Origin of the sequence: Bordetella genomosp. 5, from assembly GCF_002261315.1 — a bacterium.
Taxonomy (GTDB): Bacteria; Pseudomonadota; Gammaproteobacteria; order Burkholderiales; family Burkholderiaceae_B; genus Bordetella.
In genome coordinates this window covers 1-12,998 of record NZ_NEVP01000003.1, presented here as the reverse complement: position 1 = coordinate 12,998, position 12,998 = coordinate 1, and the positions used below count along the sequence as shown (strand labels likewise).

Annotated in this window: 15 protein-coding genes; 8 read left to right on the top strand and 7 right to left on the bottom strand. The window is 62.7% G+C overall.

The window, feature by feature from the left end:
* The first annotated feature begins 15 nt into the window (after nt 1-15).
* A complete protein-coding gene (locus CAL25_RS05250; RefSeq protein WP_094798906.1) occupies nt 16-402 on the top strand; it encodes a VOC family protein in 387 nt (128 codons plus the stop codon).
* A 146-nt stretch (nt 403-548) separates the two neighbouring features.
* On the opposite strand, the gene CAL25_RS05245 is transcribed toward CAL25_RS05250, so the two are convergent.
* Nucleotides 549-839: a hypothetical protein gene (locus tag CAL25_RS05245; RefSeq protein WP_094798905.1), complete on the bottom strand. Its 291-nt coding sequence runs from the start codon at nt 837-839 to the stop codon at nt 549-551.
* A gap of 105 nt (nt 840-944) precedes the next feature.
* Nucleotides 945-1,931 carry a transcriptional regulator FtrA gene (gene ftrA / locus CAL25_RS05240; RefSeq protein ID WP_094798904.1) on the bottom strand — a complete coding sequence of 329 codons (987 nt, stop codon included), beginning with the start codon at nt 1,929-1,931 and terminating at the stop codon, nt 945-947.
* Nucleotides 1,932-2,054: 123 nt separating this feature from the next.
* Between ftrA and CAL25_RS05235 the strand changes: the two genes are divergently transcribed.
* The 4 genes from CAL25_RS05235 to CAL25_RS24345 all read left to right on the top strand — a co-directional run bounded on the left by CAL25_RS05235 (nt 2,055) and on the right by CAL25_RS24345 (nt 5,807).
* A complete protein-coding gene (locus tag CAL25_RS05235; RefSeq protein WP_094798903.1) occupies nt 2,055-2,498 on the top strand; it encodes a rhodanese-like domain-containing protein in 444 nt (147 codons plus the stop codon).
* 287 nt (nt 2,499-2,785) lie between these two features.
* Entirely contained in the window at nt 2,786-3,211 is a 426-nt protein-coding gene (locus CAL25_RS05230) for an N-acetyltransferase (RefSeq protein WP_094798902.1), read from the top strand.
* A 419-nt stretch (nt 3,212-3,630) separates the two neighbouring features.
* Nucleotides 3,631-4,221, top strand: coding sequence for a hypothetical protein (locus CAL25_RS23985; protein WP_141217890.1), 591 nt, complete (start codon nt 3,631-3,633; stop codon nt 4,219-4,221).
* A gap of 302 nt (nt 4,222-4,523) precedes the next feature.
* On the top strand, nt 4,524-5,807 hold the full coding sequence (locus CAL25_RS24345) for a hypothetical protein (protein ID WP_249278960.1): 1,284 nt from the start codon (nt 4,524-4,526) through the stop codon (nt 5,805-5,807).
* A gap of 73 nt (nt 5,808-5,880) precedes the next feature.
* Here the strand turns inward: CAL25_RS24345 and CAL25_RS05215 are convergent, their stop codons facing one another.
* Together CAL25_RS05215 and CAL25_RS05210 are read right to left on the bottom strand one after the other, a co-directional pair.
* Entirely contained in the window at nt 5,881-6,570 is a 690-nt protein-coding gene (locus CAL25_RS05215; RefSeq protein WP_094798901.1) for an endonuclease NucS domain-containing protein, read from the bottom strand.
* A gap of 193 nt (nt 6,571-6,763) precedes the next feature.
* Nucleotides 6,764-7,648, bottom strand: a complete 885-nt coding sequence (locus CAL25_RS05210; RefSeq protein WP_249278959.1) for a LysR family transcriptional regulator — start codon at nt 7,646-7,648, stop codon at nt 6,764-6,766.
* A 163-nt stretch (nt 7,649-7,811) separates the two neighbouring features.
* Between CAL25_RS05210 and CAL25_RS05205 the strand changes: the two genes are divergently transcribed.
* Together CAL25_RS05205 and CAL25_RS05200 are read left to right on the top strand one after the other, a co-directional pair.
* Nucleotides 7,812-8,462: a hydrolase gene (locus CAL25_RS05205; protein ID WP_094798899.1), complete on the top strand. Its 651-nt coding sequence runs from the start codon at nt 7,812-7,814 to the stop codon at nt 8,460-8,462.
* 332 nt (nt 8,463-8,794) lie between these two features.
* On the top strand, nt 8,795-9,439 hold the full coding sequence (locus tag CAL25_RS05200; RefSeq protein WP_094798898.1) for a hypothetical protein: 645 nt from the start codon (nt 8,795-8,797) through the stop codon (nt 9,437-9,439).
* Nucleotides 9,440-9,465: 26 nt separating this feature from the next.
* Here the strand turns inward: CAL25_RS05200 and CAL25_RS05195 are convergent, their stop codons facing one another.
* A complete protein-coding gene (locus CAL25_RS05195; RefSeq protein ID WP_094798897.1) occupies nt 9,466-10,044 on the bottom strand; it encodes a peroxiredoxin family protein in 579 nt (192 codons plus the stop codon).
* Nucleotides 10,045-10,113: 69 nt separating this feature from the next.
* Complete coding sequence (locus CAL25_RS05190; RefSeq protein ID WP_094798896.1) at nt 10,114-10,659, bottom strand: carboxymuconolactone decarboxylase family protein; 546 nt, start codon at nt 10,657-10,659, stop codon at nt 10,114-10,116.
* A gap of 180 nt (nt 10,660-10,839) precedes the next feature.
* Here CAL25_RS05190 and CAL25_RS05185 point away from each other — a divergent pair, with 180 nt between their 5' ends.
* Nucleotides 10,840-11,718: an AraC family transcriptional regulator gene (locus CAL25_RS05185; RefSeq protein ID WP_094798895.1), complete on the top strand. Its 879-nt coding sequence runs from the start codon at nt 10,840-10,842 to the stop codon at nt 11,716-11,718.
* A 196-nt stretch (nt 11,719-11,914) separates the two neighbouring features.
* On the opposite strand, the gene CAL25_RS05180 is transcribed toward CAL25_RS05185, so the two are convergent.
* Nucleotides 11,915-12,998 (bottom strand): autotransporter outer membrane beta-barrel domain-containing protein (locus CAL25_RS05180; protein ID WP_141217889.1); only part of this gene is annotated, 1,084 nt, incomplete at its 5' end.

Genomic DNA, 12,998 nt, shown 5'->3' with positions numbered 1-12,998 from the left:
AACGAGGCTGCCGACATGAGCGAGCTCAACTCCAATCTGCGTCCATTCTCTTTTGTGCTTGCCGTCCCCGACCTTGAGCGAAGCGCCTCATACTTTCGAGACGTGCTCGGCTTTCGGCTCGAATGGCCCGAAGGCACCGGCTGGCAACTCGCCTCGCGAGGTGGTGTGCGCATCATGATGGGCCATTGCCCAGACGCAATGGCGCCATCCGAAACCGGCGACCACAGCTACTTTGGTTATCTCAACGTCGACGACGTGGATGCACTACACGATGAGTTTCTCAATCGCGGAGCCCTTATCCTTCAGCCTCCGATCGACAGACCGCACGGCATGCGCGAGTTCGTCATAGGCACCCCAGACGGGCATCGATTCATGGTCGGCCAGGAGTTAGCTGGGCTTTAATGGTGTCAGACTACCTTTTCGCGATATTTTGCGGACCAAAATGTAGTCTGACACCTAATCAAGGCAATGCACGGCGGCGCCAGCCTTCGCCGGCAACCGTGATCCCGCGACCGGGCCAGACCGATCGCTCCCCCGCCCCAAAACCCTCAGGCAGCCAAAAAGCGCAGGACTTCGGCCCAGTCGTTCGTCGAGAGTGCCACGTCTTCGTAATCGCCCTCTTCTTCGTCGAAGCGCGAGACGCAGAATCGCTGGCTGCGGCCGGATTCGCGGTCGGCGTAGTTGGCGTAGTCGACGAACACTTTCAAGCCGCGTTCCTCGTTTTCGAACGACGGAGCGGCATCGATGTAGCTCGAGGCGTCGACGTAGCCTTCGGGCAGCGGAGGCAGGGTCGAGATGTCGTAATTGGGGAATTCGCGGCGCAGTCGGTCGAGGTTCATAAGAGCAGCAGGTAGAAGCTAAAGGCCGATATTTTACGTCCCCCTGGCGTTTGACGCCGCGGCGGCCCTGCGCCGGGGTGAACGAGTCAGCCTGGCCGCCTGCTCTCAAGCCGCGGAGCCGCGCTTTTGCGCCACCGCGCTATTGCCGAACTTTTCGCGGTACGCCGCAGGGCTGGTCAGGACGATACGGCGGAAATGCCGACGCATCGACTCCTCGGAGCCGAAGCCCGCCAACTCGGCGATGCGGCTGATGGGCAACGTGGATCGCGCTTCGAGCATGTCCCGCGCCGCCGCTACGCGTTCGCGCAGGAGCCATTCGTATGGCGACATGCCAGTGGCGTCGTGAAACTGCCGTTGCAGTGTCCGCGTGCTCATCGCCGCGCGGTCGGCGAGCGAACGCAACGTGTGCGACTTCGCGGAATGCCGGCGCATCCAGTCCATCAGTTTGGTGAGACGCCCGGCCTCGTCTTGCAGCATGGGACGCGGCACGAACTGCGCCTGCCCGCCCTCTCGATGCGGCGCCACCACCAGCCGCTGCGCGACCCGGTTGGCCACCGCGCCACCGTGATCGCGTCGCACCAGATGCAGCAGCATATCGAGCCCCGCGGCAGAGCCGGCCGAGGTGATGATCTGGCCTTGGTCGACATACAGCGCGTCCGGCTCGACGACCAGTTGCGGATAGCGCTGCTGCAGTTTTGCCGCGTACCGCCAGTGAGTCGTCACGGTCTTCCCGTCGAGCACGCCTGCCGCCGCCAGCACGAACACGCCCGAGCAGATGGAGCAGAGCCGCGCGCCGCGCTGGTGCGCCTTGCGCAGCTTCTTCAATAGCGGCTCGGGTGGCAACTCGTCGGCATCGCGCCAGCCCGGCACGATGATCGTGTCCGCACGGTCGAGCAGTTTGAGGGAATACGGCGCGGCCACCGTGATTCCGCCCGCGGCGCGCAGCGGTCCGGGCTCGCTTGCGCACACGTCGAAGCGATACCAATCGACGCCGAGCTCCGGACGCTCGAGCGCGAAGAGTTCGGTCACGCAGCCGAACTCGAATGTACACAGCCGGTCGTAGGCCAGCGCGACGACGAGATGATTTCGCATGGCGTGATGTTACCGGACATTGTCATTTTCGCCACTTATCGCCGCAGTGCCTGGGCGCCAGAATGTGGCTCCCGGATTCGCTTTCCGGGATTGTCTCCCCGCCCCGATCATTCAGAGGTCAACATGTCGACATCCAACGCCGTCACCGCCATCCCTGCCGCCGACTCCGCCGCCGCATCTGCTCATTTTCACGCAGCGCTGCGATTCGAAACCGACTGCTCCGATGTGTCGGGCGCGCTCGCCAGCGGAGCGCCCGGCTTCGTGCTGCTGGATGTACGGAGTCCCGCTCTGTTCGCGCAGGGCCACGTGCCTGGCGCGGTGAACCTGCCTCACGGCAAGCTCGTCGAGTCGAAACTTGTGGACTATCCCCTCGATACGCTGTTCGTGACGTACTGCGCCGGCCCACACTGCAACGGCGCGACGCGCGCCGCGCTGCGTCTGGCCCAAATGGGCCGGCCCGTGAAGGTCATGATCGGCGGGATTACGGGTTGGCTCGATGAGGGGTTCGAGCTCGCCGCGAGCGACAAGGGCCGTCAACAGGCCACTCGGGAAGTCGCAACGTCGTGAAACCCGCAGTCTTCGCCTTGCGTCACGGGGGATTGGCAAGCCAGCGGTCTTCGGCCCGCTCGCAGCGGCCGCGATCCGCAACAGCAACAGTACGTCCGCCGCCGAATGGCCGTCGGCTGACACCGACGCACCGTCAGCGGCTGAACGCACACGGCCTCAATTAACGACGAACCGTCGGAAATTGGTGCGACGTGAAGCCAGCAATTCAGGCCGTGCGTGCGCCAGCACGGCCCGGCGTGCGTGCTACGCTCGGCGACCCCGTAACGCAAGCGCCCTATTTGCCCCCCATGATCCGAGCCTTTCGCGAAACAGACATGGAAGCCGTACTGGAGATATGGCTGTCCGCCTCCATCGAGGCGCATCACTTCGTGGCGCCCGCATTCTGGCGTTCACAGGTGGACAGCATGCGCACGACGTACCTGCCGGGATCGGAGGTGTGGGTGTACGAAGCCGATGAAACGGTCGTCGGCTTCTTCGCCTTGCTGGGCGACAGACTCGCGGCGATTTTTGTCTCGCCGGATTTCCAGGGATCCGGCATCGGAAGCGCGCTGCTTGCCCACGCGAAGCGCCTGCGCAGCGATCTCAGCCTGACGGTTTACCAAGCCAACGCGGCAAGCGTGGCGTTCTATCGCTCACAGGGTTTTGCGGTCGTGGAGGAAAGCCTGGATTCCACCACGGGCCAGGCGGAGCTTGTCATGAGCTGGGCGCGCTAGGCGCCACGCTACTCCACGCCCGCCAGCCCCACCCGATACGGCGAGTTGTCGCAGGTCTCGATCAACAGCTCCGTCAGCACGCGAATATTCCTTGATGGGTGTTGTCCCGGCGGACGGACGACATACGCGCCTGCCGCTGGCGGCCTACGCGGATCGCACAGTCCACGGAAAAATAGAGGAGCTGGGACCTTCCGCGCATACAGGACATGAAACGTCACTCTATGCGACGAGGCGCTGACGCCTGCATGTGATCCATTCCGTACGGAGACAACACGTGACGCGGTAGGCTTCGGGGCGGACGCTGGCTTCGCAGCGGAGGACCATTCCCACACTCCGCGCGACACCGTGACGCGACTCGCGAGGGCGCATGGCCATTGGATGGATAGGTTTTTTGACGATAGCCGTGCCAAAATCCGACCATGATGCCAAAATATCCATTCTCGCCCCGCTCGAGTCCCGATGGAACATTTAAGCCGGAGAGCGACGAGGGTTTCCGCGAAAGAGCGATTGCCTATCTCAAGCGTAAGGACGCGGGCAGCCGATCCGATCGTGCTAATCGACTTCGTTGGATTTCGGAACAGCACATCAATGTTGGCTACCTTGGACGAGCAGAGACGGCTGCAATATTCGAGGAAGCCCGTAGCAGCTATGTGCATGGCAACTTCATTGCGACGCTCATACTTGCGCTGGCTTACGCCGAGCACGTGATTAACGACGCGCTACCGCCTCGGCCCTCCCACGAACGAAGCCCTACACTAGCTAGTGCCGTCAACAAGGCTCGCGCAGCCAAACTATTTCCAGATGATCTACTTGACGAAATTGCCGTGATGAACGATTTCCGAAATCCTTTTGTTCACCGCCGAAGCGCGAGCGATCCAGACACAATCGGTCAACGAGTTTCCAGTCGAAAATCTCATCCGGCAACGATACTTGAACAGGATGCACGCGACGCTTTGCTGATCATGTATTCGTTTTTCCGACACTCATTCACTCCCACACTGTCGCCTTGAGGCAGGTTGCAAGTTTATAAGAGGTCAATGCGTTGATCGGGTCGGCTTCGGCAGACTCGTTCATGACGGCGTATCAACCTGCCATCCTAGACTGCGTGACGAACCCGACCCACGCTATGGGTTTTCACATGCCAGGAGCCGGGGGTGGGTAACAAACACTAGAGACAAAAATCCCGGTTCTGGGCTAATCATCTCGCTTGAGTGACCTTTTTTTTTGGCATCACGGCTCACAGGCAGAAGAGCGCCAATGCCGCACAATCAAAATCACCGCCCCTAGATTCGGTGGGCGCTTCGAATTGCTGATGACCTCCAGACAATCGCTACATTGCATACCAACGGACGTTCAATGCGCCATCCTTGAGATCGGGATGGCGAAAGATCCACTCCAGGCGTTGCGTTCATTCCAGCGCAACCTAAGTCTGCTCAAGGATTGGAGGATCATCTATGCCTCAGATGACGGCAACGGCCCGTTCAAGCTAAGACGCCATAGCTTCTGCACCAGCGGTTTTGTATCGACAGTGTTCCGCGGAAAATCTCTCTGGGTGATCGACTATGAGGCCGCAACTTCCGATACGATAAATATTCTCATGGGCACTGCGACCTTTGTCGACTCCAATGCAGCGAGCTTCGTTCGGCGGTTGGCGTACCGGGCCGATCCTGCGGCGCCATTGCTCCAGTTCTGCAAGGCAATGTCCGACCATTTTCCTCTTGAAGAACTATCACGAGTCAATCCCTATCTTTACCTTTGGGAAGCCCAGCGAGATAAAGCGGAGAAAACCGTTATGGGAGTGCGTCAAACCATGGCCGCGCTGCACGCCATCGGTTTGATTCAAGAGCCCTTCGATGCGCAATGGGGACAAAAGTTCCGCTCTCAATTTAGAGAGCAAGCGGAAGCCTATGCAGACGATTTTTTAACAGACTTCTATCGAACTATGGATTACACCGCACCACACATAGAGGGCCAGGTGGATTTGATGGAGGCAATGCTCGTAAGAACAAAGATCATTGAATACTCGTCAGCAAAGGGAGCAGCCTCCAAAATGGAGGAACTCGTGCTTTTTATGCACGAAGAAATGTCTACGGTTATGCTCCGCGAGCTGATTGTCTGTGCTGACATATTGTGTAGAGGCGGACTGTCGCAACTATCCCAAAAGTTGCATTCATTGCACGACAAACCGGCACCGTTGTCCACTCTCCGCAACTGCGCTTGGGACCTCCATCTATTACGATCGATGGACAGAATGTCGAATACCTCAAACGACCGAAGCATGGGGGAATTTTATGTAGCAAACTTGATTACATATGACAGAGACCTAGCGGACATCCTGCGGTTGGCTGAATTGCGGGCGGGCGCCCTGCATCGATCCTCCTGCATGTTCTTCCCTCTTTACGATACAAATTTCGATTCGTGGATGGAAGAGCGCGTTGGTAGAAAACGGATGCCTGGACTTAGCAGCATTTTTTCGCCTGAAGGTGCCGTGGACCGCGCGAGCAGACGGTCCCCCAGCTATGTACGACAGCTCCTCGAAGAGGATAGACGGACTCTGATGGCTCTTCTAGCTCGCAATAAATCTACCCGCGCCTAGTTCTGTCGCATTCGAACCTGCGTCTCATTGCCCCCGTCTAAAATTTTGGAGAAACACGTAACCGGCACCATGGCTACACTTCGGACACAGTGGCTTCCTCGAAACTGAACTGAACGCGATACGTAACGAGCTTCAGCCCAGGAATCGCCTGCGCAGCCCACCTGAGCGGTTCAGAAAATCCTGAAGCGACCAGAATCGCTCTCGGTGGTGTGCCTTCCTTTTTTGCATACCAGCCTATGTATCGGGCGATCTGTCCGATGGACGAGTCTTTCGCCTCGCCCGCCTTCAACTCAATGATGACCGTGCGACCCTGAGCGTCCCGCGCAAGCAGGTCGAGCCGTCCCACACCACTAGATTCTTGCCGTGAGACAAGCGTCAGGCCAGGCTCTAGTACATCGAGGTGACTTAGTATCTGCTCCTCAAGGTCTCGCTCGAGACTTAGGCTGCTCTCAACATACTCAGTCAACGCTTGGGGGGTTGCCTCCACAACCACAGCGGCTGCTAACTCATCCGTATCCACGGAGGAGTCCAAAGTGAACACCGCTCTATTCGATTTGAATTGGGGCGTGGCGCGGCGCCCTGCGTCGAGCCAGTATTTCGCATGAGGCTGACTCGCTGCGCTGTTTGCCCACCACGTTGGGTACTGTCTCGCAGAGGCGGGTAAGCCACCGGGCACGATCTTATCTAACTCATCGAAGCTCAGAGTCACCTGAGCGTCGGGACGGGAAAGTAAGAAGTCTTTCAACGGCGCGTAACGCGACATGTGGGTCTATCCTCAAGTTAATTTAATGAGCATGAAGGTAAGGAAAGTGCATCCCCTGTGCTAACCGCTTTCAACTTGACCTTGGCGAAGAAGATCATGTTTACGCGTAGACTGCGGTCCACATGCTTTGAGACGCCGGCCCACATTCTGGGGTCGCCAGTCCCCCGCGATAATCCCTGGACCAGTCTTGACGCTACTCCACGCCCGCCAGCCCCACCCGATACGGCGAGTTGTCGCAGGTCTCGATCAACAGCTCCGTCAGCACGCGAATATTTCTTGATGGGTGTTGTCCCGGCGGACGGACGACATACGCGCCTGCCGCCGGTGGCGGGTAGCGCGTCATGATGGGCACCAGCGCTCCGGCTTCCACGTATTCGTCGGTGACCCAGTCGGGCAGGTAGGCGATGCCGACGCCGGCCACGGCCGCCGCGGCTAGCGCCGTGCCGTTATCCGCCTTGAAGCGCCCGTGCGGCCGCACGTTGATGACCTCGTCGTCGTCCATGAACTTCCAGGACTCGGTGCCCTGCATCAGGCACTGATGCGAGGCGAGGTCTTGCAGGGTGTCGGGCGCGCCGTGGGCCTCGATGTATGCCGGGCTCGCGACGAGCTTGCCGTAGATGCGGCCGATGCGTCGTGCGACCAGATTGGAGTCCGGCAGGTAGCCCACGCGGATGGCGCAGTCGTAGCCCTCTGCGATGAGGTCGACGAAGCGGTCGCTGTAACACGTCTGGATATGCAGCTCGGGATGGCGGCGCGCCATCTCGGCGAGCACCGGCGCGAAATGCGAGGGGCCGAAGGTGAGCGGCGCGGAGATGCGCATCCGGCCACGCAGGTTGCCCGACGGCAGGATCATGTCGCGGGCGAGGTCGATCTCGCCGCACACTCTGGCGGCGTAGTCCCGAAAGGTGGCGCCCGCTTCGGTGAGCGCCGCGCCACGCGTGGATCGCGCCAGCAATTGCACGCCGAGCTCCGCTTCGAGGCGGGCAAGCCGGCGGCTGACGATGGATTTGGACAAGCCCAGCCGCAGCGCGGCGGGCGACACGCCTCCCGCATCAGCGACTTCAACGAATGTCCGCAAGTCTTCCGTATCCACTTTGGCGTTCCCCGTTTGGCGACACAGCTTTCGGAAAATGGTACTACCTCGACGGATAGTGGAACAGCAGAATGAGCATCCTGTCCTGCGCCGCACCGGGCGCAAGAACAGCGAAGCCACTTAGCTCACCCACACAAAGGAAGCCTGAATGACTTTTCGCAACGGCCTTGATTCGCTTCTCCGCCCCGAGGATTCGGTACTCGTTCTGATCGATCACCAGCCTTACCAACTCGCGAACGTGAACAGCCACGAACCGCAGATGGTGATCAACAACACGGCAGGTCTGGCCAAGTCGGCAAGGGCCTTCGGCGTGCCCACCATTCTCACGACGGTGATCGCCGAACGAGGCGGGCTGCTCTTTCCGCAGATCACCGATGTGTTTCCCGGTCAGGAGGTGATCGACCGCACGCTCATCAATACCTGGCAGGATCAGAAAGTGGTGGACGCGGTGAAGGCCACCGGCCGCAAGCAGCTGATCATCGCGGGCCTGTGGACCGAGGTGTGCGTCGCGATGCCGGCCATCCAGGCGCTGGGTGAAGGCTGGGACGTGACCGTGGTGACCGACGCATCCGGCGGCGTTTCCGTCGAAGCGCATCAGGTCGCGATCCAGCGCATGATCGCCGCCGGCGCCAACATGATGACGTGGCTCGCCGTCGCCGCCGAATGGCAGCGCGACTGGGCCCGCGCCGAGCAGGCCGCCGAGATCACGAAGGTGATCGTGGAGCACGCGGGCGGCAGTGGTATCGCGTACTTGTGGGAGCAGCAGCTGCTGAACACGCCGGTGCCGAAGAACGGCTAAGGCGGCGTAGTGACCGGGTTCGCGAGCCCATTGCGCGACAGAACGACAACTCGCAGAACCCGGTCATCGATCTCACGCGTGAGGGTTGGGCTGAGACGCGGCTGTTCTCGATCTCAGCCTGGCGATTTCACGCAAGAGGGCGCGACGATGCCAAGCGATGGCGCGCGATGCCGAGCCCGCCTCGCCGAGGCGGCGCTATCCGCGTTCATCAACTTCGACTCGCGCGGCGCAGACGGGGGAACTGGCAATACCAGTATCGGCAATGGTCTTGTTGCCCTCCGACGCGAGGCGAACAATCCGGATCGAACATGACTTCGCAAGGATTGAGCCCCATGAGCATCTCTTTTCTCCACACGATGGAAGGCAACGTCGCCCTCTTCGCGCATGCCGCCGAGCGCGCGGGATGGCCGCCGGAAGTAGTGCGTCACGAAGTGCGCGCCGATCTTCGGCAGGCCATCGCGGAGCAACAGGCAGACCCTGCAGCCGCGCACGATCGGGTCCACGCGGCCTTACGCAAGCTGGCGAGTGAGAGCGATGCCGTTGTCGTGACTTGCGCCACCTTGGGCGCCGCGGTCGATACGTTCGCGGCATCCGGCGTTGCCGTGATCCGGGCAGACGCGGCCCTGGCGGAGGCGGCGTCGCGTGCCGGCAAGAAGATCGCCGTGCTCTGTGCGGTCGAGTCCACCATCCCGGCCAACCGCGCGTTGTTCGAGCAATATGCGTCGGCCACCGGCGCTACCGTCGCGGTGCACCTGGTGCCCGTTGCGTGGTCGCTCTACCAGGAGGGCAGACACGAAGAGTGCATGGCGGCATGCGCACAAGCCTCAAAAGACGCGCGGGCGCAGGGCTTCGACGTCGTCGCGTACGCGCACCCGTGGATGGCGGCCGCGGCCGAGCTGGACGAGGAAAACTTCCGCCCCTTGCACAGTGTGCAGGCGTCTTTGGACGCGGCTCGAGCCTCTGCACGCGCACGCTGATAAGCGAGCGATGCCTCCCGCCGCACTCACGTCCGCACGGCACAGACGCCCTGCGCGCAGTCGCCCGGTGGCTCGAGGCTCGGGCGCTCTGCGTCATCCTGCCCGGCGGCAACGCTCGCCGGCTCGCTGAGCAACTGCCCTATCGCGGCACCGAGCACCAGGTCATCGAGGTGGCCGAAGTGATGCAGCCGCAGGCGTCCCGCGCGATCGATCAGGATCAGGCTCGGCGTGCCGCGCAGCGCGTACGTGCGCATCGTCAGCGGAATTCCGTCGCGGCCGTCCGGCTGATCGATGCCGATCGGAAAGCTCCAGCGGTATTCATGCACGAAAGCGTCCAGCGCCTGCGGCGTCATCACCGCATGGTGCTCGAACACGCTGTGCAGCCCGATCACGGCCACGTCCTGATTGCGAAACAGCCGGTGCACGCGCTCCGCCTGCGGCAGGCCCTGCATCACGCAGCCCGGACACAGCATCTGGAATGCGTGCAACACCACCACCTTGCCGCGCAATGCGGCGAGATCGATGGGGTGCGGCGTGTTGAGCCATTGCGTGGTCTGCAGCGGCGGCGCGGGCAGGGCCTGCCGGGGGTCGTATAAAGCCGTCATGGCGATACTCCTGTAAAGCCGGCGCGATGCGGCGAAGCGTCGCGCCGGGTGATACGACATCGCTTTGCCTCAGGCCGCCTTACGCAGCTTCACGCCCGGGAAGTCGACCGGGACGGCGAAGGCCACGTTCACGTAGTTCGTGAACAGGTTCAGCGCCACGTGCGCCAGGATTTCGACGATCTCCTCGTCGCTGAATCCGGCGGCGCGCACGGCCTGCACATCGGCGTCGGCGATCTGACCGCGCGACTCGACTACCTGGAGCGCAAAGCGCAGCGCGGCGGCGGTCTTGGGGTCGGTCGAGTTGCCGGCCTGCGCCGCGCTCATTTCGTCGGCGCTGGCGCCCGCCTTGCGGCCCAGCGCGGTGTGCGCGGCCAGGCAGTACTCGCACGCGTTGCGGTCGGCCACGGCCACCGCGATCTGCTCGCCCAGCTTCGGCGAGATCACGCCGCCGCCGAGCGCGCCGAACGAACCCCACATGCTCTTGAGCGCCGCCGTGGAGTTGGCCACCGCCTTGAACATATTGGGCGTGGCGCCGAACGCGCCATGGATCTCGTTGAGCAATGCCTGACGCTCGCCGGAGGAGGAAGAGGTATCGATAAGGGAAACACGGGACATGATGAACTCCAGTAGGTTGGGATCTGGCGCCTGCCTCGGATGAGTGCCGCGCTTGAAGCAAATACTACGTAGAACCCCTGTACTCCTGGCGTATATTCGTCCAGTAAACTTATCCTGTCGTCCAATTCTGAGCCGCCACACCTCCCAACTGGCGTCCAGCCCACCGTCGCATTCCCCGCCATGGCCGATCCCGCCCAACCCCCGCTAGACCGTCTGACGAGCCTGCTCGAGCGCTTCCGCGTGCGCGCCACGTTGTTCCACACGGGCGCCTTGTGCGGCGTGCAGACGTTCGAAGCCGCTCCGGGCCGCGGCTATCTGCACGTGCTGCGCAACGGCGACATGGAGCTGCGAGACCGCGTCGGCCAAGGCGCGCCTCGGCACCTTCATCTGACCGAACCCACCCTCCTGTTCTACCCGGGCTCGGTCCACCACGAATTCATCAACCCGCCCGACGGCAACGACTTCACCTGCGCCGCGCTGGACTTCGATGGCGGCGCGCGCAACCCCATCGTTCAGGCCCTGCCGCCGGCCATGCTGGTGCCGCTGCGCGAGGTTCCCGGCCTGGAGCCCGCGCTGGATCTGCTGTTCGGCGAAGCCGATCAGGTGCGCTGCGGCTCCCGGCTGTTGGCGGATCGCTTGTTCGAGGTGGTGTTGATTCAGCTGCTGCGCTGGATCATCGACCATCCCGCTCAGGCAGGCGTCGACAACGGTCTGGTGATGGGGCTGTCGGATGCGCGACTGGCGCGCGCATTGGTGGCCCTGCATCGGGAGCCCGGCGAAGACTGGACGCTCGAGCGCATGGCCGGCATCGCCGGCATGTCGCGCAGCGCGTTCGCGGCGGCCTTCAAGCAGGCGCTCGGGACCACGCCCGCGCAGTATCTGAGCGATTGGAGATTGACGCTGGCCGCGTCGATGCTGCGGGCGGGCAAGCCCGCCAAACTGATCGCGGCCGAGTTGGGCTTTGCGACGCAGGCCTCGCTGTCGAAAGCGTTCCGTCAAAAGATGGGCGCGTCGCCGCGAGAATGGCTGGCCCAGGCGGTCGCCGCGCGCCACGCCTGAACCCGCGACACGGAAGATCGGCAGTGCCGCCGGCGAGCGCGCCTCTTCGAAGCGAAGCGCCCTCGCATAAGCGAACAGGCCCCTTCACGACGAAGAGGCCCGCCAAGAGCAACCGGGCCTCCTCGATACGAAGCGCCCGCCCTCCCCCAAAAACAGGCAGACCTCCCCAACATCAGGGAGGCCTGCGTGCCTTCGGCTACTTGCCCAGCGGGATCGCCACGTTCAGGTTGAGCGAGTAGTCGCCGCGACCCGACTTGCCTGCGTAGTCCTGGCTGATGCGGATCTGCGACTTGCCCGGACCCTGCATCTCGTAGCCCAGACCGAAGCGCGTCACCACCTTGCCCGGCTGTGCCCCGTTCACCGCGAAGGACGTGCCTGCGGCGTCCTTGGCGTTGAGCCTGGGCTTTTTGGCCAGGATGTCGTAGCCCACACCGGCGTAGGCGGTGACGCTCTGATCATCCGCGAGCTGGTAGCGATACTTCATGCCCACCATCGGCGTGAGCGACTGCGCTTCCTGCTTGCCCACGCTCAGGTTGGACCACCCCGCGCCACGCTCCTGATGCGCACCCACGCCCGCGCGGCCATACTCGACCTCCAGCCACGGCGTGACCGTGTGTTTGCCGAGTTGGTGATCGCGTTCGTAGTTCAGCGACAGCACCGCCGTGCGCGCGTTCGGGTTCGACTTGGCTTGCGCCTCGTCGCCGATGGTGTCGCGCCGGCTTGCGCTGTTGCGATCCAGGCCCACCTTGCCGATCACCGACACGCGGCCTTGCTGGCCCAGGTCGTGGCTCAAGTAGCCCGCGACCTGATAGCTCGCGCCGCTGGCCCGATCTTCCGTCGCACTGTCGCGGCCCTTGATCGATGCACCCTGCACCAGCAGCGCCGCGCCGACCCGGGTCTTGTCGCCAAGCGCCCGGTCCGTGCCCACCGCCAGGCCACCGACCTTGCGATCGAAGCCCGGCGTGGCGGCGCCTTGCGAGCCCGTGGACCAGCCGCCGTAAGGCGTCATCCACACCGTGTTGGCGGCGTTGGTGCCCAGATATGCCGGGCCCGACATGCGGCCCATGCGATCGCGCACCACGCTCATGCTGGCCTGGGCCTGCTCGAGCGACATCTGCGCGAAGTTGCCCCCGAAGAGCGGCGTCGACAGCGTCGGGCCGCTCGCCCCGGTGACCACCAGATCGAGCTGGTTGCCGTTGCGCTCGACGCGGTAGTCCACGCCGCGATACGTACCGCCGCCGTAGGTGCCGTTCAGGCCACCGTTTGCGCGCAGGAAGCCG